General features: G+C 68.4%; 20 protein-coding genes. 6 read left to right on the forward strand and 14 right to left on the reverse strand.

All coding sequences use genetic code 11. From position 1 onward, the window contains the following. Positions 1-49: 49 nt before the first annotated feature. Positions 50-775 carry a hypothetical protein gene (locus AB0J95_RS46290; protein ID WP_364772573.1) on the reverse strand — a complete coding sequence of 242 codons (726 nt, stop codon included), beginning with the start codon at positions 773-775 and terminating at the stop codon, positions 50-52. Positions 776-935: 160 nt separating this feature from the next. Here AB0J95_RS46290 and AB0J95_RS46295 point away from each other — a divergent pair, with 160 nt between their 5' ends. The 3 genes from AB0J95_RS46295 to AB0J95_RS46305 all read left to right on the forward strand — a co-directional run bounded on the left by AB0J95_RS46295 (position 936) and on the right by AB0J95_RS46305 (position 3,379). After that, positions 936-2,159, forward strand: coding sequence for a glycosyltransferase family 2 protein (locus tag AB0J95_RS46295; protein WP_364772575.1), 1,224 nt, complete (start codon positions 936-938; stop codon positions 2,157-2,159). A 154-nt stretch (positions 2,160-2,313) separates the two neighbouring features. Then, positions 2,314-2,760: a winged helix-turn-helix domain-containing protein gene (locus AB0J95_RS46300; RefSeq protein WP_364772576.1), complete on the forward strand. Its 447-nt coding sequence runs from the start codon at positions 2,314-2,316 to the stop codon at positions 2,758-2,760. A gap of 16 nt (positions 2,761-2,776) precedes the next feature. Then, entirely contained in the window at positions 2,777-3,379 is a 603-nt protein-coding gene (locus AB0J95_RS46305; RefSeq protein ID WP_364772578.1) for a DsbA family protein, read from the forward strand. Positions 3,380-3,388: 9 nt separating this feature from the next. Here AB0J95_RS46305 and AB0J95_RS46310 read toward each other — a convergent pair whose 3' ends face one another. Both AB0J95_RS46310 and AB0J95_RS46315 read right to left on the reverse strand, forming a co-directional pair. Further along, on the reverse strand, positions 3,389-3,787 hold the full coding sequence (locus tag AB0J95_RS46310; protein ID WP_364772580.1) for a hypothetical protein: 399 nt from the start codon (positions 3,785-3,787) through the stop codon (positions 3,389-3,391). 40 nt (positions 3,788-3,827) lie between these two features. After that, positions 3,828-4,172, reverse strand: a complete 345-nt coding sequence (locus AB0J95_RS46315) for an STAS domain-containing protein (RefSeq protein WP_364772581.1) — start codon at positions 4,170-4,172, stop codon at positions 3,828-3,830. Between the two features lie 363 nt (positions 4,173-4,535). Here AB0J95_RS46315 and AB0J95_RS46320 point away from each other — a divergent pair, with 363 nt between their 5' ends. After that, positions 4,536-5,456, forward strand: coding sequence for an acetoacetate decarboxylase family protein (locus AB0J95_RS46320; protein WP_364772582.1), 921 nt, complete (start codon positions 4,536-4,538; stop codon positions 5,454-5,456). Here the strand turns inward: AB0J95_RS46320 and AB0J95_RS46325 are convergent. The 5 genes from AB0J95_RS46325 to AB0J95_RS46345 form a co-directional block, all read right to left on the reverse strand. Beyond that, positions 5,416-6,267, reverse strand: a complete 852-nt coding sequence (locus tag AB0J95_RS46325; RefSeq protein WP_364772583.1) for a helix-turn-helix transcriptional regulator — start codon at positions 6,265-6,267, stop codon at positions 5,416-5,418. The genes AB0J95_RS46320 and AB0J95_RS46325 overlap by 41 nt on opposite strands. 105 nt (positions 6,268-6,372) lie before the next feature. Continuing rightward, the gene (locus AB0J95_RS46330) at positions 6,373-6,873 is read right to left on the reverse strand and encodes a thioesterase domain-containing protein (RefSeq protein ID WP_364772584.1); all 501 of its coding nucleotides are present in this window, start codon (positions 6,871-6,873) and stop codon (positions 6,373-6,375) included. Beyond that, positions 6,870-8,231, reverse strand: a complete 1,362-nt coding sequence (rfbH, locus tag AB0J95_RS46335) for a lipopolysaccharide biosynthesis protein RfbH (RefSeq protein WP_364772585.1) — start codon at positions 8,229-8,231, stop codon at positions 6,870-6,872. The genes AB0J95_RS46330 and rfbH overlap by 4 nt, the downstream gene beginning before the upstream one ends. Further along, positions 8,173-9,603, reverse strand: a complete 1,431-nt coding sequence (locus tag AB0J95_RS46340) for a nucleotide disphospho-sugar-binding domain-containing protein (RefSeq protein WP_364772587.1) — start codon at positions 9,601-9,603, stop codon at positions 8,173-8,175. Before AB0J95_RS46340 ends, rfbH begins: the two co-directional genes overlap by 59 nt. 159 nt (positions 9,604-9,762) lie before the next feature. Then, the gene (locus tag AB0J95_RS46345; RefSeq protein WP_364772588.1) at positions 9,763-10,653 is read right to left on the reverse strand and encodes a PTS transporter subunit EIIC; all 891 of its coding nucleotides are present in this window, start codon (positions 10,651-10,653) and stop codon (positions 9,763-9,765) included. Between the two features lie 105 nt (positions 10,654-10,758). On the opposite strand from AB0J95_RS46345, the gene AB0J95_RS46350 reads away from it, so the two are divergent. Beyond that, a complete protein-coding gene (locus AB0J95_RS46350; protein ID WP_364772590.1) occupies positions 10,759-11,334 on the forward strand; it encodes a DUF742 domain-containing protein in 576 nt (191 codons plus the stop codon). On the opposite strand, the gene AB0J95_RS46355 is transcribed toward AB0J95_RS46350, so the two are convergent. The 5 genes from AB0J95_RS46355 to AB0J95_RS46375 are packed head-to-tail and all read right to left on the reverse strand — an operon-like array spanning position 11,287 to position 16,386. Beyond that, on the reverse strand, positions 11,287-12,459 hold the full coding sequence (locus AB0J95_RS46355; RefSeq protein WP_364772592.1) for an MFS transporter: 1,173 nt from the start codon (positions 12,457-12,459) through the stop codon (positions 11,287-11,289). The two genes, AB0J95_RS46350 and AB0J95_RS46355, sit on opposite strands and share 48 nt — an antisense overlap. Further along, positions 12,446-12,934, reverse strand: coding sequence for a GNAT family N-acetyltransferase (locus AB0J95_RS46360; protein ID WP_364772593.1), 489 nt, complete (start codon positions 12,932-12,934; stop codon positions 12,446-12,448). Before AB0J95_RS46360 ends, AB0J95_RS46355 begins: the two co-directional genes overlap by 14 nt. Further along, positions 12,931-14,103 (reverse strand): type III PLP-dependent enzyme, encoded by a 1,173-nt coding sequence (locus AB0J95_RS46365; RefSeq protein ID WP_364772595.1) that lies wholly within the window; start codon positions 14,101-14,103, stop codon positions 12,931-12,933. The genes AB0J95_RS46360 and AB0J95_RS46365 overlap by 4 nt, the downstream gene beginning before the upstream one ends. Then, positions 14,103-15,368, reverse strand: a complete 1,266-nt coding sequence (locus AB0J95_RS46370) for a DUF6271 family protein (protein ID WP_364772596.1) — start codon at positions 15,366-15,368, stop codon at positions 14,103-14,105. Before AB0J95_RS46370 ends, AB0J95_RS46365 begins: the two co-directional genes overlap by 1 nt. A 4-nt stretch (positions 15,369-15,372) precedes the next feature. Beyond that, positions 15,373-16,386: a phytanoyl-CoA dioxygenase family protein gene (locus AB0J95_RS46375; protein ID WP_364772597.1), complete on the reverse strand. Its 1,014-nt coding sequence runs from the start codon at positions 16,384-16,386 to the stop codon at positions 15,373-15,375. A 585-nt stretch (positions 16,387-16,971) separates the two neighbouring features. Between AB0J95_RS46375 and AB0J95_RS46380 the strand changes: the two genes are divergently transcribed. Further along, entirely contained in the window at positions 16,972-20,502 is a 3,531-nt protein-coding gene (locus AB0J95_RS46380; protein ID WP_364772598.1) for a BTAD domain-containing putative transcriptional regulator, read from the forward strand. On the opposite strand, the gene AB0J95_RS46385 is transcribed toward AB0J95_RS46380, so the two are convergent. Continuing rightward, positions 20,495-21,115: a response regulator transcription factor gene (locus AB0J95_RS46385; RefSeq protein ID WP_364772600.1), complete on the reverse strand. Its 621-nt coding sequence runs from the start codon at positions 21,113-21,115 to the stop codon at positions 20,495-20,497. The genes AB0J95_RS46380 and AB0J95_RS46385 overlap by 8 nt on opposite strands. Positions 21,116-21,372 lie beyond the last annotated feature (257 nt).

Genomic DNA, 21,372 nt, shown 5'->3' on the forward strand with positions numbered 1-21,372 from the left:
AGGCCCTGAAGGCGATCGCCTTCAGGGCCTCTTCGCGTTCCGGTGCCGGTCAGGCGTTCATAGTGCCGACGTAGACCGCGTTGGCGTTGCGGAACGGGCGGCCGTACTCGCGGCTGAGCGCCTCGTCCTTGGTCGCCTCGCGCCACTCGTTGCGCTTGGCGGTGCGCACCAGCCAGGTCTCCTCGTCGAACTTGATCCGCCCGCTGCGCAGGCCGCCGTCGAGCGCCTTGTTGTGCCCGATCGGGCAGGTGACCAGCAGTTTCCCACCGGGGGCGACGTAGCTGCGGACGGCCTCGAACGCGGCGAACACCTTCTCCGGCTCGCGCGGCGTCTCGTCCCAGCCGACGTGCTCGAGGGTCGACACGGCGAGCACGGTGTCGAACTTCTGCTCGGGCGTCCAGTCGACGATGTCCTCGTTGATCACGCCGGGCACGGTCTCGTACTTGTCCAGCACGGTCTGGCCGGTCAGGCCGTAGTGGGCGAGCACGTTGCCGATCTCCAGGATCCGGCCGTTGGGCTCACGGGTGAGGAACCAGCGCGCGATGGAGATCTCGACGGTGCGCTCGTTGCGGTACGCGTTGTTGTAGCGGTGCAACGTGTACGGGAGTTCCTCGCCACGGAAGAGAAAGCGCTCGTTCTGCCGCATCGCCTTGGTGACCGGGAAGGTGAGCTGACCCACGGCGGTCGCGGCGACCAGGTTGGCCGTCGCGCCGAGACCCTTCTCCTTGACCGAGTCACGCACCGCGGTGACCCCTCGGCTAATCTCGATGCGCACGACATCCAGTCCGGGCACGTGGGTTCCTCCTGGTTCCAATGGGACAGCTGGCAGGTTTGATCTGTGAGGGGAGGCGCTAGCGGCTCCGAATGTCGGTGAGGCTAGCATTTTGTCCCGGAAGTCATTCCCCGACCGTCAGTTTGCCAGCGAACGGAAAAGCATGGATCAGCCCAACGAGACCCTTGAGCTGTCGATTGTGATGCCCTGTCTCAACGAGGCGGAGACACTGGCCACCTGCATCAACAAGGCCATGGGTTATCTGGAACGGTCCGGCGTGGCCGGCGAGGTCGTGATCGCCGACAACGGCAGCACCGACGGCTCCCAGCAGATCGCGCGCGACCTGGGCGCGCGCGTCGTCGACGTCGAGGCCAAGGGCTACGGCAACGCCCTGATGGGCGGCATCAAGGCCAGCCGCGGCACGTACGTGATCATGGGCGACGCCGACGACAGCTACGACTTCTCCAGCCTGGACGCGTTCGTCGAGAAGCTGCGCGAGGGCGCGGACGTGGTGATGGGCAACCGGTTCAAGGGCGGTATCGAGCCCGGTGCCATGCCCCCGCTGCACAAGTACCTCGGCAATCCGGTCCTCTCGTTCATCGGCAAGCTGTTCTTCAAGGCCCCGGTCGGCGACTTCCACTGTGGCCTGCGCGGTTTCCGCCGCGACTCGATCATGCGGATCGGCCTGCACACCTCGGGCATGGAGTTCGCCAGCGAGGTCGTGGTCAAGTCCTGCCTGTCCGGGCTGAAGATGACCGAGGTGCCGACCACCCTGAAGAAGGACGGCCGCAGCCGCCCGCCGCACCTGCGCAGCTGGCGCGACGGCTGGCGCCACCTGCGGTTCCTGCTGGTCTACAGCCCGCGCTGGCTGTTCCTGTACCCGGGCCTGGCCGCGCTGGCCGTCGGCCTGGTCGCCACCATGGCGCTGCTGGTCGGTCCGATCAAGATCGGCTCGGTCGGCTTCGACGTGGCCACCATGCTCTACACCGCGGGCTTCGCCGTGCTGGGCTACCAGGCGGTGCTGTTCTCGGTGATGGTGAAGCTGTTCGCGGCCCGTGAGGGGCTGCTGCCGATGAGCCAGCGCTATCGCCAGCTGGTGGAGCGGTTCACCATCGAACGCGGGCTCATCCTGGGCCTGCTGATCTTCGTGGTCGGCATCGTGGCCGCGATCCTGCAGGTCACCCGCTGGGGCGGCACCGGCTTCGGCGCCCTGGACACCGCGCAGAACATCCGCACCGCGATCCCCGCGGTGCTGGGCCTGATCCTGGGCTTCCAGACGATCATGTTCAGCATGTTCTGCGGCGTGCTGAGCATCCCGACCGCCGCGAACACCCTGAGCGACGACGCCGTGAAGGCGGAGACCAAGACGGACGCCCTGGTCGGCTGAGTTTTTCTGGTCCAGAAGGCCGCATGTCCCTCGGGCATGCGGCCTTCTTGTGTGTCCAGCCCGTCTCAGCATGTGACGGTTTGGGACGCCTTGACCGGCGTGTTCGCCGCTGACGAGACTCCGTGCGGTCCCAGGGTGAACAGGAGCCGAGGCGATGACCGACAACCGGGTGCGTGTGCTGACCACCGGACGGCCGCAGGAGCCGCAGCTGGTTGTGCTGGCACAGGCCGGAACCCAGATGTCCGCGGGCCGGCTGGCCGCCATGCTCCGGGAACTGGCCGACTCACTGGCCGCACCACTCACTTTGGTCCCACCGGTCGCACCGATCGTGCTCGATGAAGAGGCACACCGGGTCTACGTCGACGGCACCGAGATCTCCTTGACCTACCAGGAGTTCCGGCTGCTCGCGTACCTGCACCGGCACGCCGGCCGCGCGATCAGCCGCGACGAACTGCACAGCGAGGTGTGGCGCCAGCCCCCGGAGCTGATCACCCGGACCGTGGATGTCCACATCAGACGGTTGCGGGTCAAGCTCGGCCCGCAAGCGCGGATGATCGAGACCATCCGCCAGGTCGGCTACCGGTTCACGGTCCGGAAATGAAGGTACGGTCCCAGATATGACAACCGTATTCGCTGTGACGTGGGACTACCGCTGCCCGTTCGCGCGGAACGCTCACGAGCATGTGCTGGCCGGTCTGGCCGCCGGGGCGGACTGGGAGGTGCGGTTCCTGCCGTTCTCGCTGGGGCAGGCGCACGTCGAGGAGGGCCACCCGAGCGTCTGGGAGAAACCGGAGCAGGACAGCGGGATTCTGGCCCTGCAGGCGGGTGTGGTCGTGCGCGACGAGTTCGCCGACCGGTTCCACGCCGTCCACAAGGCGTTGTTCGCCGCCCGGCACGACGAGGGACTGCACCTCGAGGACCGGGCGGTGGTCGAGCGGGTGCTGGCCGCGCACGACGTGCCTGCGGCGGAGGTGTTCGAGCGGATCGATTCCGGTGCGGTGCTGGCGAAGGTGCGGGCCGAGCATGAGCAGTTCGTTGAGTCGCACAACGTCTGGGGTGTGCCGACGTTCATCAACGGGGACCGCGCGGTGTTCGTGCGGTTGATGAACCGGGCGTCCGACGACGCCGGGGTGTCGGTGCGGGCGATCGAGCGGACCGTGGACCTGCTGACCGGGTGGGCCGAGCTGAACGAGTTCAAGCACACATCGATCCCGCGCTGAGGCCCAGGCTCAGGCGAGGGCGTTGAGGACCTCGTCCACCTGGTGCTTGAGGTGCTGGACGTCCTCGTTGAACCGCTCGGTGTCCGCGTCCTGGCGGCGCGACCAGCGGTTCACGAACAGCCGGCAGGTCACCGCCGCGACCAGGGCCGCGTCGACGACCTCGCTGGTGTGCCTGCGCACCATGGGGTCGGCTTCCAGCGCGCGGTCGATGTGGTCGGCCAGGCGCCGGACGTTGTTCGTCACCAGGTGCACGTGGCGGGGGCGGTCCAGGCCGGCCGCCACGATCGGCACGATGGTGGGACGGCTGGCGAGCCACTCGGTCTGCATGATGACCGTCAGGGCGATGTCGACGGCACGCTGACGGACATCAACGCGTGCCGTGCCGACATTCGGTGGACGGTCGTACATGTCTTTGGCCGTACCCCGTTTCGCCGTGGGTCAAACATCATCACGCGGTGCGAGCCTGCTCCAGCGTCTCGTACACGGAGAGCACCTCGTGCACACCGGATATCTCGAAAGCCCGCCGGGCAATCCCCCCGCCGTGCGCGATCCTGACCTGCCGGTCGACCTGCCGGTGTGCCTCGATCAGCACCTGGATGCCCACGGAGCCGATGAACGAGACGTTCGTGAGGTCGATCACAATCAGGTCGGTGGGTGCGCTCCTCGCCTTGTCGATCGCGGCCGCGAACGCGGGCCGCGTGCCGAGGTCGATCTCGCCGGTCAGATGCACGATGGTGGCGTCCCTGGCCGGCTCGACGTGCCAGCGCAGGAGTGGCATGTCTGCTTCAGTCAACGGTCGGTCTCCTTCCGGTGCGCCGCACTCACCCTAACCGACCAACCCGGCCTCGTCCGAACGGTCTACCCGAATGACCGTCTACTTAGGACTTTATGGGCCCTGCAACTGGATGTATGGGTCACGACGCGCAGGCAACCGCACCCCATGGGGCTCCGGCACCGACTTCGGCGATTTCCGGTCCCGCGCACCAGCGCCACGCATGGACCAGGTCTGCGGGCCCGTCGTTCGAACGTAGTGGACAGTCGTGGCTTTTTGTTGCCGTGCTTGAAGGTCTGACTGTTGAGGGGTGGCTCGGGGCGGTGTTGAAACGATGAAATTGGTTTGAGGGAAACAGGATTCTGCTGAAGGGGAGATGGACAAGTGAGCGAGATCGGGAGACGCAGTCTGTTCGCCGGCGGACTGGCTGCGGTGACCGCGACCGCGATAACGGCACCAGCCAACGCGGACACAGGGGCGCCCAACACAACAGCGCCAACCGAGCGGCTGCAGGGCTACAGCCTGCCGTTGAGCCCGAAGGGCACCGCGAACCTCGTGCCCGCGCCGCCGTGGCACTATGTCGGCGACGCGGTGGGCGTGGAGTTCTGGACCACACCCGAGGCCGCGGAGGCCTCGCTGCCCACCGGGTTGTCGCCGGACCCGAACAACCCGGGCCACGGCTTCGCGGTGTTCATCGACTGGCAGACCTCCGGCGAGCACCAGGAGTACCTGGATCCGGTGCGCAGCCAGTACTCCGAGTTCCTGATCCTGCTGGACGCGCAGTACCAGACCACTCCGGTGGCCTGGTGCCCGTACATCTGGGTCGACAACGACGCCGCACTGGCCCGCGGCTGGTTCCAGGGCTTTCCGAAGAAGATGGGTCAGATCAACCAGACCAGGGCGTTCGGCATCGCGAGCCAGGCCGCACCGGTTGTGGGGCCGGGCGGGACGTACGGCGCCGCCGTGTCCACCAACGGGCGGCGGCTGGCCGAGGCGAAGCTCACACTGCAGCAGACCTCGCCGAACCTGCCCGCGCTGACCCGGCCGATCGTCAACCTGCGGCACTTCCCGACGCTGAAAGCCGGGCAGTACAACAACCCCGCCGTGCACGAGCTGACACTGTCCGTTTTGGACAATCTCGTGGTGGGCAACAACTGGGTCGGCAGCGGGAACCTGAGCTTCTTCCCGGCTCCCGGTGAGGAGCTGGCCGACCTGCGGATCGTGCGGTGCGGTGTCGGGTTCAAGGGGTCGCTGTCCTACACGGTCACCGACCTGCGGATCCTGACCGGACCAAATGCCGGCTGAGTGACTCCAGCCGTTCCAGCGTGGGGGTTCCGGGCTGCGGCCGGAACAGCACGAGCTGCTGCCCGGAACTCACGCTCATCACCGGCTCGCACTCGAAGTCCAGCTCGCCGACCAACCGGTTGAGCACGATTTTCCTGGTCGTGCGCACCACGTTCACGTTGTGCTCGGCCCAGATCGCGCGGAACTGGGCGCTGGTGCGGTGCAGGCCCTCGACGAGTGTGGTGGACGCCTCGTCCTTGTTGCGCCGCGCCATCCCCGCCCGCAGCCGGGCCACGTACTTGTGCCCGAGATCGTCGATGTAGTCCGGGTGCACGGTCCGCTCGCGCCACTCCAGATCGGTGAAATACCGCCACAGCAGGTTGTTGTCGGGCGCGGGCAGCTCGGCGAACGCGCCCATCAGCTCCACGGCCAGCGCGTTCTGCTGCAGGATCGTGCTCAGGTCATCGGACACGAACGCGGGAACGCTGGGGGACAACGCTTCCATCACGTGCCGCAGCCCAGGATCGATCGTCCCGTCCGGCGGCGCCACCGGCACGCTTTGATCGGCGACGGTGTACAAATAGGCGCGTTCATCGTCGGTCAGCCGCATCGCGCGGGCCAGGCCGGCCAGCAGCGCCGCCGACGGGCGCGGACCGGTGGCCAGCTCCAGCCGCTCGTAGTAGTTCGTGGACATGTTGGCCAGCCGGGCGACCTCGTCGCGCCGCAACCCGGGCACGCGCCGCCGCCCCGCGCCCGGCAGGCCGACGTCGTCCGGCCGCAGGGCCTTGCGTTTGGTACGCAGGAACTCACCGAGCTCGGCTTTCAGCACCACGCCCACCAGGATGCAGCAAACGATCTCCGGTTCGCGTGGGCATGGCAACTACCAGCCGCCCGTGTACCGGCGAACGGGAGGTGGGGGCGCGGGTGCGCCCCCACCTCAGAACATCGTCAGGTACCGGCGGGAGGTGCTCACCCAGCGGGCCATCCGGTCGATCTCGTGGTTCACCACGGCCACGTAGTCGTTCACCGAGAACTCGGCGTCGGCGAACACCTTGAGCCGGAACGCGCCCAGGGTGCCTGCCCGCCAGGTCTCGTCCATCGCGGACTTCGGGCTGCCGGTGACAACGGAGATCGGGGACCGCAACGGTCCACTGGGTGGGCATTGGTAGTTGGTCAACAGCACCAGCGAATAGGGCCCCGGAGTCGTCGTCTCCAGCAGGCGGACGGTCTCGAACGCGAGCGGCGCGCCTCGGGCGTGTCCGAAGAAGACGGTCGGCCGTTCGCCGAGGGACAGCACTTCCCGGGCGATCCGGTCGGGAAGGCGGTCACCCCGGTACTGCACGGCCAGCACTTCGACATCCGGGGAGTAGGGCAGCGGGTGGAGCCGGCTCGGTGACCCACCCGCGTCCGGGAAGAAGATCAGGCGTACTCCCGTCATGACAGCGACTGGAGCATCTTCTCGGCGGTCCTGCCGTACACAAAGGACCGCACCGACCCGGCCATGTAGTCGACCATCTCGTCGGTCAGTCCGGGGTGGACACCGATCCAGAAGGTGTTCTCCGTGATGATGTCGCTGTTCGTCAGCTCGCCCACCACCCGGTAGTTCGCGTTCTGGTACGCGGGATGCCGGGTGAGGTTGCCGGCGAACAGCTGCCGGGTGCCGATCTTGCGGTCCTCGAGGAACGCCACCAGCTCGCGTTTGGTGAACCCGGCGTCCGGCAGGACGGTGAGCACGAAGCCGAACCAGCTGGGTTCGCTGTTCGCCGTCGCAGAGGGCAGCAGCAGCCCGGGCACGCCTTCCAGCGCTGCCCGCATCCGCCGCCAGTTCCGCCTGCGGGACTTGACGAAGTCACGCAGTTTGTCCAATTGGGTCAGTCCCAGGGCGGCCTGGGTGTCGGTGGCTTTGAGGTTGTAGCCGACGTGCGAGTAGATGTACTTGTGGTCGAAGCCCTCCGGCAACGTCCCCATCTGCCAGCCGAACCGCTTGGCGCACCGGTCGTCCTCCCCGGGATGGCACCAGCAGTCGCGGCCCCAGTCCCGCAGGGACTCGACGATCCGGGCCAGCCGGATGTCGTTGGTGGACACCACTCCGCCCTCGCCCATGGTGATGTGGTGCGCCGGGTAACAGCTCAACGTCGAGATGTCCCCGAAGGTGCCGGTGTTGCGACCGTCGTATGTGGACCCGAGCGCGTCGCAGTTGTCCTCCACCAGCCACAGCCCACGAGCCTTGGCGAGCTCAGCCATCTCCTTGACAGCGTAAGGGTTTCCGAGCGTGTGGGCGAGCACGATGGCCCGGGTCCTCGGCCCGATCGCCGAGGCGATCTGGTCCACCGACGCGTTGTACGTGCCCAGTTCCACGTCCACGAAGACCGGCACGAGCCCGTTCTGCAGCACCGGGTTGACCGTGGTCGGGAACCCCGCGGCCACGGTGACGACCTCGTCACCGGGCCGCAGGCGCCGGTCACCCAGCTGCGGTGAGGTGAGCGCGCTCACCGCGAGCAGGTTGGCCGACGAGCCCGAGTTGACCAGGTGCGACTTGCGCACCCCCAAAGTCCTGGCGAACCGGCTCTCGAACCGCCTGGCCGACTTCGCCGCCACCACCCGCATGTCCAGCGCGGCCTCCACCAGCGCCATCCGGTCGTGCTGGTCGTAGACCGGGCCGGAGGAGTACAGCGGGGTCACACCTGGCTGGAACGTCCGGTGTTGCGCGGCCGCCCAGTGGTAGTCGCGTACCGCCTCAAGCAACTGTGCCTTGCGCTCGGTGAGGGTAGTCAGCGACTGGGTGGCTGCTGTCACGGCTGGCTCCTATCGACATGACGAGCGACTGCTGTTGCCGCTTGGCCGCGGCCGCCGTGGCGTTCGCGATCGCCTGGCGGCGACTGGTCACGCTGAGCGGCATCGACATGCTCGTCGAGCTGGACGGGTGCAGAAGCGGCGTGGTGAACGGCTCCGGCTTCATCCGCACCGAGGCACGATGCGTGCCCTTGTAGGGGGTGCTTCCCGATCGCGGCTCGGGAATGCCGGCTGGCGCGGGCTTGCTGACGAACGCGCTCTCCAGCAGTTGCACCACCTGGTCCAGCCGCGGCCGCGAGGCGTTCTCCACCTGCAGCCGCCGCACCGTGGCCCGCATGCACTTGTCCTCGAGCAACGCCTCTACCGAGGCGGTGATCGCCTCGACGGTGGCGTGCTCGGGGTGCAGCACCAGACCCGCGCCCACCTCGGCGATCCGGTCGGCGTGCTGGTACTGCACGCACATCTGCGGCAGGCCCAGCTGCGGCACGCCGGCGATGGTCGCCGCCATGACGCTGCCCGCGCCGCCGTGGTGGATCACCGCGTCGCACGTGGGGACCACATGCGACAGTGGCAGGCCGCGGATCAGCCTGGTGCGGCGCGGAACCTCGCCGAGCTGGTCGACGCTCAGGTGGTCGCCCGCGGCGATGACCACCTCGATGTCGAACGGCAGCAGGGCCTGGATGGTGCGCCGCAGCACGTGCGCGTGGTCGCCCTTGATCGGCACGTTGCCCAGGGTCACCAGCACCCTCGGCACCTCGGACTTGTGGAACAGCCACGGTTCCATCGCGCCCGAGCCGTTGTACGGCACGTACCGGCTGGCGATGGCGTTGTCCGGTGGAGTCGTCCACTGCAGGCTCGGCGGGCAGTTGTCGATGGTGCGCCAGTGCTCGGGCGCGCCGTTGTTCAGGCCCCACTCGTGGTGGACCGGGGCGAGCGCGTCCGCGATCGGCTGCTTGAGCTCGGGCTGGGCGAGCATGCCCCAGCCGTGCAGCACGGTCGGGATACCGAGCAGGGCGGCCGCGATCGGGCCGGAGTACTCCCAGTCGGTGCACATCACCATGTCCGGCCGCCAGGTCTCGGCCAGGTCGACCGTCTTCTGCACGGTCAGCTTGGTCGCCGGGACGTAGTAGTCGATGACGTGGTCGATCAGGTCGCCGGTCGAGGCCCCTTGGCTGGCTTTCTTCGCGCCCAGGTCACCGAGGTAGAAGTCGTCGGCGATGGACGTCGCGGGCAGGCCCGCGGCCACGGCCACCTGTGCGAACCGGTCCGGCAAGGCGACGAGGACGTCGTGGCCGGCGTTGCGCAGGGCCCAGAGGGTCGGCAGCATCGGAAACAGGTGCCCCTGGTTGGGGCAGCTGGTAGCCAGGATCTTCATTGGATCACCCGTATTTTTTATCGCACGCGCTGATCTTTCTGCGATTGGGAAGCAATTCCAAGCTACGGGTGGCCGTCCTCGGCTACAACGCCTATTCCAGATACGCAGATGGGGGTAGCCATCCGGCTACGGGAAATCCGGGTCCATTGACTGGGGATCCTACCAACCGGATCTCGCTACAATGGGTGCGCTCACTTTACCGCGTGTCGCGGCACCATTTCCTCCTCGTCGGAGTTCCGGCCGAACTTCAGCAGGATCGAGGAGATGATGAAGGAAACGGCGGTCGCCACTGTGATACCCGCCAGCACCGGGACATAACCCCCGGCCGAACAGGGTCAGCGCGAGCAGGATGCCGAAACCGGGCCCCGGGTTGGTCTCCAGCAGGAAGTGGATGGCCTTGCCGGTGGTCTCCGCGTCGTTCACGCCCAGCGGCCCGAGCACGCCGTGGTTGATCGCGTTGTGCAGGAACAGCACCTTGGCCGGTTCGATGATCACCGAGACCAGCGGGAGCAGGCCGTTGTCCAGCAGGGTGTTCACCCCGCTGCCCAGCCACCGGGTGACCGCCTCGACCGCCGGCCCGACGCCGAGCATGCCCAGGATCGCCACGCTGCCGCCGATGATGCCCGCGCTGAAGTTGTCCACCAGCATCTTGAAGCCGGGGGCCACGTGGTCGCCGACGTACTTGTCGAACAGCTTCACCAGGTAGGCGGCGAACGGGCCGATGATCATCGCGCCGAGGAACACCGGGATGGACGCGCCGACCGCGATGCCCATCACCGCGACCGCGGCCACCACGCCACCGCGCTGGCCGTGCACCCGCCGCCCGCCGGTGTAGCCGATCAGCACCGGCAGCAGGATCTTGATCATCGGCTCGACGACCACCGCGAGCCGGGCGTCAGGAATCCAGCCGTTCGGGATGAACAGCGCGGTGATCAGGCCCCATGCGATGAAGGCGCCGATATTCGGCATCACCATCGCGGCCAGCGATGAGCCGAATTTCTGTGCCGAGAGGCGGATCGACTGTCCCCGGGTGAGCGTTTCGTTCGTCATCGGACTTCGTGGTCCCATTCGACGGCGGCTGAGGAGCGGGCGCGGGACTGGTTGTCTCGCTAGTTCGATCTCCGTACGCTCCTCTGCCAGGGCGGTGATGACCTGGTGAAAGTTCACTTCAGGCCCCTCCAGTTCGGTGGCTGGGGCAGCTATCAGGAATGGGTCGACCACGACTTCATGTCCCGCCCGGGATTCGACGGGACCGTGGCCGAGGAGGAGCCCGAGCCCGCGCCGGAAACGCCCGAGCCGCAACCCGTTGCCGCGGTGGAGATTCCCGGCGACAGTGACGACACCGTCGATCTCGGCGACGCCGAGGTGCTCGAATACGAGGACGAGCTCGTCATCCGGCCCTATGTCCGCACCGGCGGCCGTGCTTCCACGAACTACGATCTTCGCCTGGAGACGATGCTCGTCAGCCGGATTCCCTGGCACCAGCTGACCGACGAGCACCGCCCGTCCCAGTTCTCCGACGTCGGCCGGATCTGCACCCTGTGCGAGTCGCCGCTGTCGGTCGCCGAGCTGTCCGCCTACCTGCGCGCCCCGCTCGGTGTCGTCCGCATCCTCATCGGCGATGCCCTGGCCCAGGGCCTGGTGCTGATGCACGAGAACGCGGACGACGCCACCGGCCGTCCGTCACTGGACATTCTCCGCCGTGTCCACGAAGGACTGTTGCGGCTGTAGCCGTACCTGTGCCACGCAGAGCGACACGAGCAACGCCGACACAGCCACCGTTGCCATGCCCCACACCAGGCTGCTGGCATTGGTGACGAAGCCGATCACCGGCGGACCGGCGAGCAGACCCGTCGTGCCCATCGCGGCCACCAACGTGAGCGCGTTCGGCCCTTCAGCCGCGGCAGCGACATAAAGAACCGGTGTCACCGCGGCCATGCCCAGTCCGACGCACGCGAACCCGATCAGTGCCGGGACCACGCCACCGGCCAACACTGCCAGCCCCAGGCCGCAGCCCGCGACCGACGCTCCGATGAGGACGATCCGGCGGTCGCCCCACCGGTCGCGCCAGCCGTCGGCGAACAGCCGGGCCAGCACCATCATCGCCGACACCACCGCGATGCCCATCGGCGCCAGCTCCGGCGCGGCGTGCGCGATGTCCTTGAGGTAGAGCGCCGACCAGTCGTTCATCGCGCCCTCGGTGACCGTGCCGAACACCATCGCCAGACCGAGGAACGCGGTTGTCTTCGACGGCAGAGCCAGCCGGCCGCCGCTCTTGCGCTCCGGCGCGGGCAGGTCGGTCGTCAGCAATCCCGGCCGGGCGTAGCCGAGCAGCGCGACCAGAATTGCGGCCGCCACGGCGAAATGTGCGATCAGGGTCGGCGTGACCGCTGTGACCAGCGATGCGATCAGAGCCGCGACCAGATTGCCGCCGCTGAAGGTGGCGTGCAGTTTCGCCATTGTCGTGCGTTCGTACCGGGCCTCCAGCGCGGCGCCCTGGGCGTTCATCGCGACATTCAGGCAGGCCACCGCGACCCCGTCGCAGAACATCACCGCGAGCGCGGCCGGATAGTTCGGCACGACGGCCAATGCCAGCAGGATCACCACCAGCACGAGCGCCGACACCGACGACAGGTTCCTGCTGCCCATGCGTCGCATCAGCGTCGCCACGAGCGGGAACGACACAGCCGCACCCACGCCGGTGGCGAGCAGCAGCACGCCCAGCTCACTGGGCGTCAGGTCCAGTTTGGTCTTGAGCAACGGCAGCCGCGCCGCCCAGGACGAGTACTGGAAGCCGAGAAAGCAGAACAGGGCCGCGATCGCCAGCTGGGATCGCCGGAAGTCATTGCCTGGCAAGGTGAGCGGCCTCCTTGGACATGTACATGGCGTCGTTGCCATAACTGCTCGGCAGCGCGACCTCGGGGAACGCGGTGAACCCGGCCGACGCCCAGAACCCCTGGCTGCCCTGGACCGAGATCAGCGAGATCCGCTCGTGGCCCGTGCCGGCCTCCAGGTGGGCCAGCAGGCGGCGGGCCCAGCCCCGGCCGCGGAAGTCCTTGCCGATGACCAGGTCGTGCAGGTGCAGGTTCGCCGCCTCGTGCACGGTGTCCTCGGGCTTGTGCAGGTCCGGGTACCGGAACAGGGGATACGGCAACGCGAGCAGGTAGCCCGCGAGCCGCGTCCCGGTGTCCAGCACGAAACACGTGCCGGGCGAGGAGCGGGCCCGGGACTCCAGGTGGGCCCGCTCCTCGGACAGCTCGGGATACGCGCCGGCCTCCAGCTCGGTGATGGCGTCCCAGTCGCCGGGCGCGATGTGCCGGATGTGCGTCACGCGCACTCGACCTTCGCGTCCCGGCTGCGGATGAACGCCGTTGTCAACGGGCGGAACCCGTTGAACGCCAACGTGGTGTAGCTGGTGGCGTACGCACCGCAGGACAGGATCCACACCGGGTCACCGGAAGCGACCGCCCTGGGCACCTGCGCACGCCCGAAGCTGTCGTCGCTGTCGCAGGTCGGCCCGGCGAGGACGGCAGGCACGTACTCCCCGCCTGCGTGGTTGGGGAACACGAGCCGGTACTGCAGCTGGTCGGTCTCGTAGAGGCCGTTGAACTTGCCACAGCTCAGGTACAGCCACTGTTCGCGGTCGCCGTCGAGCTGCTGCCTGGTCGACAGCCGGGAGACATGCGCCCGGATCGCCCCATGGTCGGCGACCAGGTGACGGCCCGGCTCCAGCACGAAGTCCAGGTGGCTCCTGGAGATCAGCCGGAGTCGTTGCATGCCGGCCCGGATCGCCGCGAAGATCCGGTCCACCGGTGGCCGCAGCGCACGGCCGTCCTTGTCCAGGTACCCGAACGCGGGCAGGCCACCGCCGAGGTTGATGTGGTCCAGGGAGATCTCGTTGTCGTCCAACGCGGCGAGCGCGTCCGCCAGGTTGTCGAACGCCCGGTGCCACGCCTCCGCGGTCATCTGCTGCGATCCAACGTGGACGGACAGGCCGGCGGTCCGCAAGCCCATTGCCTTGGCCGCCTTGAGAACGGTGACCGCGTCCGCCGGGGAACAGCCGCACTTGCGGCTGAGCCCCCACAACGCGCCATCGCCGTCGGTGGCGATCCGGCAGAACACCCTCGCCCGCGGCGCGTACATGGCGATCGCCGTGACGTCCTCCAGGCTGTCCGTGGCGAAGTCGCGGACACCAAGGCGGTACGCGTCGATGATGTTCTGGTCGGACTTGATCGTGTTGCCGTAGTGGACCTTGCTGACAGGGACCCCGGTCAGCAAGGCCTGCTCGATCTCGTTCGGGCTGGCCGCGTCGAATCCGGATCCCTTGCCGGCCAGTGCGACTAGCACCTCGTCCACCGGGCAGGACTTCATCGCGAACCGGATCTCGGTCCCCGGCAGCTGCCGGGTCAGTTCGTCGTACTGGGCCTCGATTCCGTTCAGGTCGAAGATGATCTGGTCGGTGGCGGCGGCCGCGAGCGCGGCGCGGAGGCTGGTGTGCATCAGGTCCCGACTGTTCTGCTGGCCTGGACAAGGGGCGCCCATGCGTCGATGAGCACGGCGAAGTCCTCGATGTCCTGCCTGGCCTCCGCGAGCAGACGCTGCCGTTGCGGCATCAGCAGGTCTGCGAACTCGGCGTACTTCCCGCCGAGCCTGCGGTAGGCGGCTTCGAGCCGATCCAGCCGCCGAACGTTCTCGTCCGTGCCCAGCCAGGCGCTTTCCCTGGCCAGTTCGGCGATCACGTCGGCCTTGACCCGGTTGTCCTTGTCCAGCAACGGGGTCTCGGCCATCTTGGCGTAGATGAAGTGCAGGTACAGCATGGACAGCAGGAACTTCGTGTACCGCAGCTGGTACGCCGTGAAGCCGGTGCCGGTCTTGCGTTCCGGCGTGTGGAAGTTGACGATGTTGCGGTTGTGCAGGACGCCGGGCAGCCCGGCGTTGCGCACCACGTGCAGCAGGAAGTAGTCGCTGCCGATGGTGTCTGTCATCGGCGGCAGCGGGACGTCCTCGTGCACCTGGTGGAAGCTGATGTTGCACATGTCCACCCGCATCGGGTCCACAATGGTCAGCAGCGAGTGGTCGCCGTGGAACGGTTCGGTTCCCGCGCCCCGGAAGGACTCCCCGACCAGGTCGCGGCGCTGCTCGTCGTCCCAGTCGCCGGGCGCCCACAGGCCGACGACCTCCTGGTAGACATCGGGATCCTGGTCGAGGATCTCGCCGATGTCGACCGACAGCTCGCCGATGAACGAGCTGCCCACCAGCACCACGGGTTTGCCGGCGTGCTCAGGGCCGAGGTCGGACGCTGTTGTCCTGGCGTCGGCGGCTTTCCGGCCGAGGGACATCAGCTCGTGGTGGACCGGGTAGACTTTCTGTCCGTTGTGGACCTGGTAGCCGCTGTCGGAGTCCCTGCGGTGCACCGAGTCGCAGCCGAGCGCGGCGGCGATCAGGAACGCACGGTTGGTGCAGGCGCCGTAGGACAGCTTGTCCGGCAGCATCAGGTCAAGGATCAGGTCGGGCTTGGCGACGTTCGCCCGCTGGATCACCTCGCGCAGGAACCGTTCCTGCGCGGGTTCGTCCAGATGGCGGATGCTCAGGGCGTCCGGAGCCTGGCGGACCGCTTCGGCATGCCCTGGTTCGCTCGCGGAGTCCAGGATCAGCACCTCGACGTCGACGTCGAAGGTGTCCTGGGCGTACCGCGCTTCGGCGATGAGATCCTGGATGGCGGCGACGCTCTGCCGGTTGGTCGGCAGGCACAAGCAGATCTTCAACGCATCAGCTCCAGCTGTCGAGTCCGAGGAGCTTGCGGCCCAGGTCGGTCAGGGTCGCGGTGGAGTAGCGCAGCGACTCGTGCCGGAACGCATCGCCTACCAGAGTGCGGTTCCAGGTCGGCGTGCTGAGCGTCCGCCAAGAGTCCACACGGGACTTGACGAGCTCCTCGTGGGTCTCCAGGGCGGGCATCATGGACAGGTACTGCACCGACCGCACGCCGTTCGCCGAGGTGTTCGGCGCGACGCCGTGCGCCAGCAAACCGTTGAATATCAACAGGTCTCCGGCTTTGAGCTGCGGCCGCACGACGGGCAGCTCGGTGCGGTCGATGCGCGGCCGGATCGGGTCGCGGCCCGCCGGCTGCATCGCCTTCCACTGGTCGAACCGCTTGAACAGCTCCGGCGCGCACTGGAAGCCACCGTGGTCGTCCTCGGTGTCGGTCAGCGCGATGATGCCCTGAACCCGTTGCGGCGGAACGCTCAGCGTGCTGTCGACGTCCCAGTGCAGGTCGATGTCGAAGCCGGTCTCGGTGGCCGGGATCTGCTTGCGGTCCCGGTTGCCCCGGTTGGGCGGGTTGAGGTTGAGCCGGTCCAGCGTGACCCAGAGCTCCTCGCAGTCCCAGACGTCCACGAACGCGTCGTAGACCCGTTGCGCCTGGCGGCTGTCCCAGATCAGCTGGTGGTGGTAGGCCTCCACGAAACCGTAGATGTAGAGGTCCCGGTCCAGCTCGTCGCGGAACCCGCGCTGCGGGTACCAAGTGGACTGGTCGTGCGGGTCCATCCCCTGGAAGTCCCAGGTGAACTCCAGCAGCCGCTGGGCCTGCTCGCGCGGGATGGCCTCCGGAACCACTACGTAGCCGTAGGATTGCCAGAAGTCGAAGTCCTCTTTGGACAGGACACGCAGCTGCCTGGTCTTGCGCAGGTCGCGCAGCGGCGTCTCGGCGAGGTAAGTCTCGGCGTCGGAACTGAAGTACGGCACGGGTGACGCAGATCGATACAGATAACGCTCAAGAGTTGTCATGGTTCTCCCACCTCGGTGGCCCACTCGGCCCCTCGTGAGCGCCTCCCCGCGCCCAGCCCCGAGTGGTTCAGACCATTACAGACTAGCCACACTGATCGGCCCCGGCGACAGGGGGCGCATCCCACCCGGCCGGGAAACCTTCCCGGCGAATGCGGGACGGTCCACTTGGAGCGGCGGGTTCCTCGCTTTCGGCGGTCCTGGGCGAGGCGGGCGCGATGGCGAGTTTTCGGCGGTGAGAGCGTGCTCGCGGCGTCCGGTCAGCCGATGATCAACTGGTCCGAATGGTTCGGACGGGACCTTAAGCGGCCGGTGCCCGATGCGGGCGGCCCGCCCGGTTGTCCGCCCATCCGGTCAGTGGTCCAGACCTCACCGAACTTCGCGAAACGGCGTGCGGGACCGGTGGTGGCAAGTTCGTGCCATATTCCCCGGTCTGGGCCGGAGTCACCGGGCGTGGTTGACTCGGTGCCGATCGACGCCGGTCGGCACGGTGCGGTCGACTCTGGGGCACGGGTTCGAGAGGGGAAGACGCTGAACAGGGGTCGCGCTGGGATACGGGCACGGGTACTCGGCCCGGTCTCCGCCGAGGTGGACGGGACGGAGATCGCGCTGGGACCGTCGCGGCAACGCGCCGTGTTCGCGGTACTGGCCATCCGCGCGGGTCAGGTCGTCTCGCGCGATGAGCTGATCGAGGCGGTGTGGGGCCAGAGCCCGCCGCCGAGTGCCGCGAGCGCGGTCTACCTGTACATCTCCGGCCTGCGCCGGGCGTTGGGCGAGGCCAGGGAGGCGCTCGCGTCCACCGGGCCCGGCTACACGCTGACGGTCGACGAGCTCGACGCGACGGTGTTCGAGGATCTGTGCGCGCGGGCTTCGGCGGCCGTGGACAGCAAGCTCGCCGCCGAGGCCTGGGGTGCGGCTTTGGCGTTGTGGCACGGCGAAGCGTTGTCCGGGGTACCCGGGCCGTTCGCCGACGAGCGGCGCACGATGCTGGCCGAGGCCCGGATGCGCGCGGTGGAGGGGTCCGCCGCGGCCCGGCTCGAGCTGGGCGCGCACGTGGAGCTGGCCGCGGAGCTGGGCTCCTTGGTACAGGACCACCCGTTGCGCGAATCGTTGCGGGAACTGCTGATGCTGGCGTTGTCCCGCAGCGGCAGGCCCGCGGAGGCGTTGGAGGTCTTCCAGGACACTCGCCGCACGTTCATAGCGGAACTGGGCGCCGAACCCGGCCCGGCGTTGCGGGAGCTGCAATCCCGGATTCTGGCCGGGGACGAGCAGAAACACGCGCCGCTGTCCGTGATGCCCGCCCACGTCGCCGCGATCGCGCAGAGTGCGAAACGCCTGTTCGTCGGGCGAGCAGGCGAGGTCGCCGAGCTGCGTGACTGGGTGGCCGACGTGCTGACCGGGCGGGGCGGGGCGGTCTGGATCGAAGGTGTCCCGGGAATCGGGAAGTCCGAGCTGCTCATCGAGGCGCTCGGCGACGTGGAGGAGCGCGGCTGCCAGCTCGGCTGGGCCATCGCCGACGAGCCGGACGTGCGGTTCCCGTTGCGGCTCATCCTGGGATGCCTCGACATCGACCCCAACTCACCGGACCCGGACCGCGCGGAGCTGGCGCGGCAGCTTCGGTCGGACAGCGCGACCGACGACAACGACCCGATCTCGCGGGCGGTCGACCGGATGCTCGCACTCGTCGACCAGATGTGCGCCCGGGGCCCGATGGTGCTGGTCATCGACGACCTGCAGTGGGCGGACGAGGCGAGCGTGTTCGTGTGGCGCCGGTTGTCCGCCGCGACCCGTCAGCTGCCGTTGCTGCTGGTCACCTGTTCGCGGACCGGGCATGGCCGGCCGGAGCTCGACCAGGTCCGCGCCCGCTCGGTCGTCATGCCGCTGGAACCACTGCCGCCCAACGATGTCGAGTCGCTGACGCAGAACCTGGTCGGCGGCAGGCCGGGACGGCACCTGCGCAAGGTCACCGACCGGGCCGGCGGGAACCCGTTGTACCTGCGGGAAATGGTCAGCGCCCTGGTCCGCGGCGAGGCGGTCGACCTGGTCGACGGGGTCGCGCACATCGACCAGGCGCAGGTGAACGCGGCGCCGCGATCCCTTGCCGCGGCGGTGGAACGCACGTGCGGGGCGCTGCCCCAGCAGACCCTCGAAGTGCTCCGCTGGGTGGCGGTGCTCGGTCCCGAGGCCACGATGGACAAGATCTCCACGCTGACCGGGTGGGACGAGGCGCAGCTGCGGGACGCGCTGGTGGAGGCCGTCGAGGTCAACGTGATCTTCGACGAGGGCCCGCGGCTGATGTTCCGGCACCCGCTCATGCGGGAGGCCATCCTGGGCATGATCCCGGCCCCGGCCCGGGCCGTGCTGCACCGTGAGGCGGCGAAAGCCCTTGCCAACGCCGGTGTTGTGCCGATCCGGGTCGCCGAGCAGCTGACCGCCGCCCTGCCCGACCTCGAACCATGGGTTGCGCGCTGGCTGGCCACGCATGCCGCCGAGATCGCGAACAACGCGCCGCTGATCGCCGCGGACCTGCTGGAGAACGTGCTGACCCGCGTCGGCCCGCGCGATCCCGCCCGTGAGGTGCTGCTCGCTTTCCTGACCAGGACCCTGTTCCGGCTCACCCGGGACACCGAAGCCCAGGCGCGCCAGGCCCTCGCGGCCGCGACCGAGCCGGTCCGCGCGGAGGAGATGCGGCAGATCCTCGCCGCGTCCATCTACCGCAACGGCCGCCGCGGCGACTCGATCCGGACGCTGACCGACGTCCCGGTGTCCGACGACATTCCCGAGGCCTGGCGGGTCCGGCGGAAACTCCTGCTGGCGCACCTGGTCCGGGACGTCACGGACGTCGATGCCGCCGAGGTCAGCGCGAAAGCCGCCTACGCCACGGCGTTGGCCGAACAGGACGACTACCTGATCGCGCACGCCCTGCAGACCCGCTGGATCGTCGACACCGTGCGGCGGGACCACGTCACCGCGCTGCGGCACGTCGACGCAGCCATCGATGTGGTGCGGGGCAAGGCGGATCACGCGGGGATGCACTTCAACCTGTTGGACAACAAGCTCTTCACGTTGCAGAACCTGGACCGGCTCGCCGACGCCGACGCGGCCCTGCGCACCGCGACCGACCTCGTGGCCGAGCACAAGCTCCCGGTCGGGCCGCAGGTCGCGGCCGCGGTTCACTACTACTGGACCGGGCAGTGGGACGACGCCCTGCTCGAACTGGACACCGTGGCCGAGGACGGGCCCGCCATCACCTACGCGGGTCTGATGGACGCCGGGCCGTCCGGGTTGCTGCTGCACGGCGTGCTGGCGTTGATCGCCGGTCACCGGGACGACCGCGCCACCTTCGCGGCCAACCTCGACGCGGCCGACAAGTACGTGCTGGTCACCGATTCCGAACGGGAGAGCTGCGACTTCCTGCTGGCCGCCCGGGCGCTCGCCGCCCGGCAACGCGGGGACCTCGCGGGTGCGCTCACCGAGTACGGGCCGGTGCTGGACCCGGCCTACGCCGAGATGATGTTGCGGCACCAGTGGCTGCCCAACGTGATCCAGCTGGCCGTCGAGGTCGGCGACACCGGACGCGCGGAGGCCGCGCTGGCTGTCGCCGAGCTGGAGGCCGGCCGGGAACTGGTGCCCGCGCGGGCTTTCGCCGCGCTGCACCGGTGCAAGGCCTTGGTCAGCGGGGATCCCGAGCCGGCGATGGTCGCCGTCGAGCACTACCGGTCCGTCGGGCGTCCGGTCGAGCTGGCCTACGCGCTCGAGGACGCCGCGGTTCTGTTCGCCGCCAAGGGGTTCCGCGACGAGGCCGGCGCCGCGTACGGCGAGGCGCTGCGGATGTTCGCCAAGTGGGGTGCGCGCTGGGACCAGGCCAGTGCCGCCGCGCGGCTGGCCAGGTTCGGCATCGACGACCCCGGCGATGCCCTGCCCGGCGGCGGTCACCTCAGCGGCTGGGCCACGCTGACCGAGCCGGAGCGGCGGATCGCCGAGCTGGTCGCGAGTGGACTGTCCAACCCGGACATCGCGGACCGGCTGTCCGTGCCGCGGCGCATGGTTCAGGCTCATGTGGTTCGCATCATGGAGAAGCTCGGCGTCACGTCCAGGGCGGAGATCCGGCCTAGATGACCCCCGCGCGCAGCGCGTAGGCCACTGCATGGGCCCGGTTGCGCAGGTGCAGCCGGGTGGTGAGGTTGTAGAGGACGTTCTTGACCGTGCGTTCCGAGTAGCGCAGCTCGTTGGCGATCTCCTCGGTGCCGTGGCCGTCGGCCATCAGCCGGAGGATGTGCACCTCACGCGGCTGCAGGCCGGAGGCGTTCAGGCCGTTGGGCGCGAGCACCTCGCGCTGCAGCGCCTCCACCTGCCGCAGCAGCTGCCCCAGCACGTCCGGCGGCATGATGCCGTCGCCGCGTGCGGCCGCCATGACGCTGTCGACAAGCTCCTCGCCGGTGACCGAGTGCTTGGGCAGGATGGCGACGACGTGGTGCTCGACGATGGTCAACAGCGTTGACTCGCTGAGGTCGCCGGTCACCAGCACGGTCGGCCTGCCGAGGTCCTCGGCGGTCTTGCGCAGGCGGTTGACCGCCTCCGAGTCCAGCCGGTCGGTGGCGAACAGGACGACTTCGGGCTGGTCGCTGCGCCCGGTCGCCACGCGCAGCTGGCGCTGGGACGAGAGGTAGCTCTTCAGTCCCAGGTAGGTCATGGGGTCCGTGGCCTGGATGGCCACACACACGGTGTCCATCGGACTCCTCCGCAGGCAGGGTCGGTGGTCGCTGCGGAGTCTGCGCGAGGCGTCTTAATGAAGACTTGAGGATCCTTGAATCGGGCATATCGGCACGGCTCATTGTCAAGCTAACCCGGTGTTCCGCCGGTGCGCCAGTCAAACCCGCAGGTAGGAGACTTTCGGCGGACAAAGGCTGCCCGATGTGACACCTCCCGCTGGATCCATTCCGGCACTGTTAGTTAAGGTCTTGAATCAAGGCTTGACCGGTACAGCCG

Origin of the sequence: Actinocrispum sp. NPDC049592 (genome assembly GCF_040675465.1) — a bacterium.
In the GTDB taxonomy this organism is placed as follows: Bacteria; Actinomycetota; Actinomycetes; order Mycobacteriales; family Pseudonocardiaceae; genus Kibdelosporangium.

What these genes read in the sequence shown, in the direction of transcription:
- AB0J95_RS46295 (WP_364772575.1), top strand. Translation starts at nt 936, where the DNA reads ATGGATCAGCCCAACGAGACCCTTGAGCTGTCGATTGTGATGCCCTGT.
- AB0J95_RS46300 (WP_364772576.1), top strand. Translation starts at nt 2,314, where the DNA reads ATGACCGACAACCGGGTGCGTGTGCTGACCACCGGACGGCCGCAGGAG.
- AB0J95_RS46340 (WP_364772587.1), bottom strand. Translation starts at nt 9,603, where the DNA reads ATGAAGATCCTGGCTACCAGCTGCCCCAACCAGGGGCACCTGTTTCCG.
- AB0J95_RS46330 (WP_364772584.1), bottom strand. Translation starts at nt 6,873, where the DNA reads ATGACGGGAGTACGCCTGATCTTCTTCCCGGACGCGGGTGGGTCACCG.
- AB0J95_RS46310 (WP_364772580.1), bottom strand. Translation starts at nt 3,787, where the DNA reads ATGTACGACCGTCCACCGAATGTCGGCACGGCACGCGTTGATGTCCGT.
- AB0J95_RS46375 (WP_364772597.1), bottom strand. Translation starts at nt 16,386, where the DNA reads ATGACAACTCTTGAGCGTTATCTGTATCGATCTGCGTCACCCGTGCCG.
- AB0J95_RS46385 (WP_364772600.1), bottom strand. Translation starts at nt 21,115, where the DNA reads ATGGACACCGTGTGTGTGGCCATCCAGGCCACGGACCCCATGACCTAC.
- AB0J95_RS46365 (WP_364772595.1), bottom strand. Translation starts at nt 14,103, where the DNA reads ATGCACACCAGCCTCCGCGCCGCGCTCGCGGCCGCCGCCACCGACCAG.
- AB0J95_RS46345 (WP_364772588.1), bottom strand. Translation starts at nt 10,653, where the DNA reads ATGACGAACGAAACGCTCACCCGGGGACAGTCGATCCGCCTCTCGGCA.
- AB0J95_RS46305 (WP_364772578.1), top strand. Translation starts at nt 2,777, where the DNA reads ATGACAACCGTATTCGCTGTGACGTGGGACTACCGCTGCCCGTTCGCG.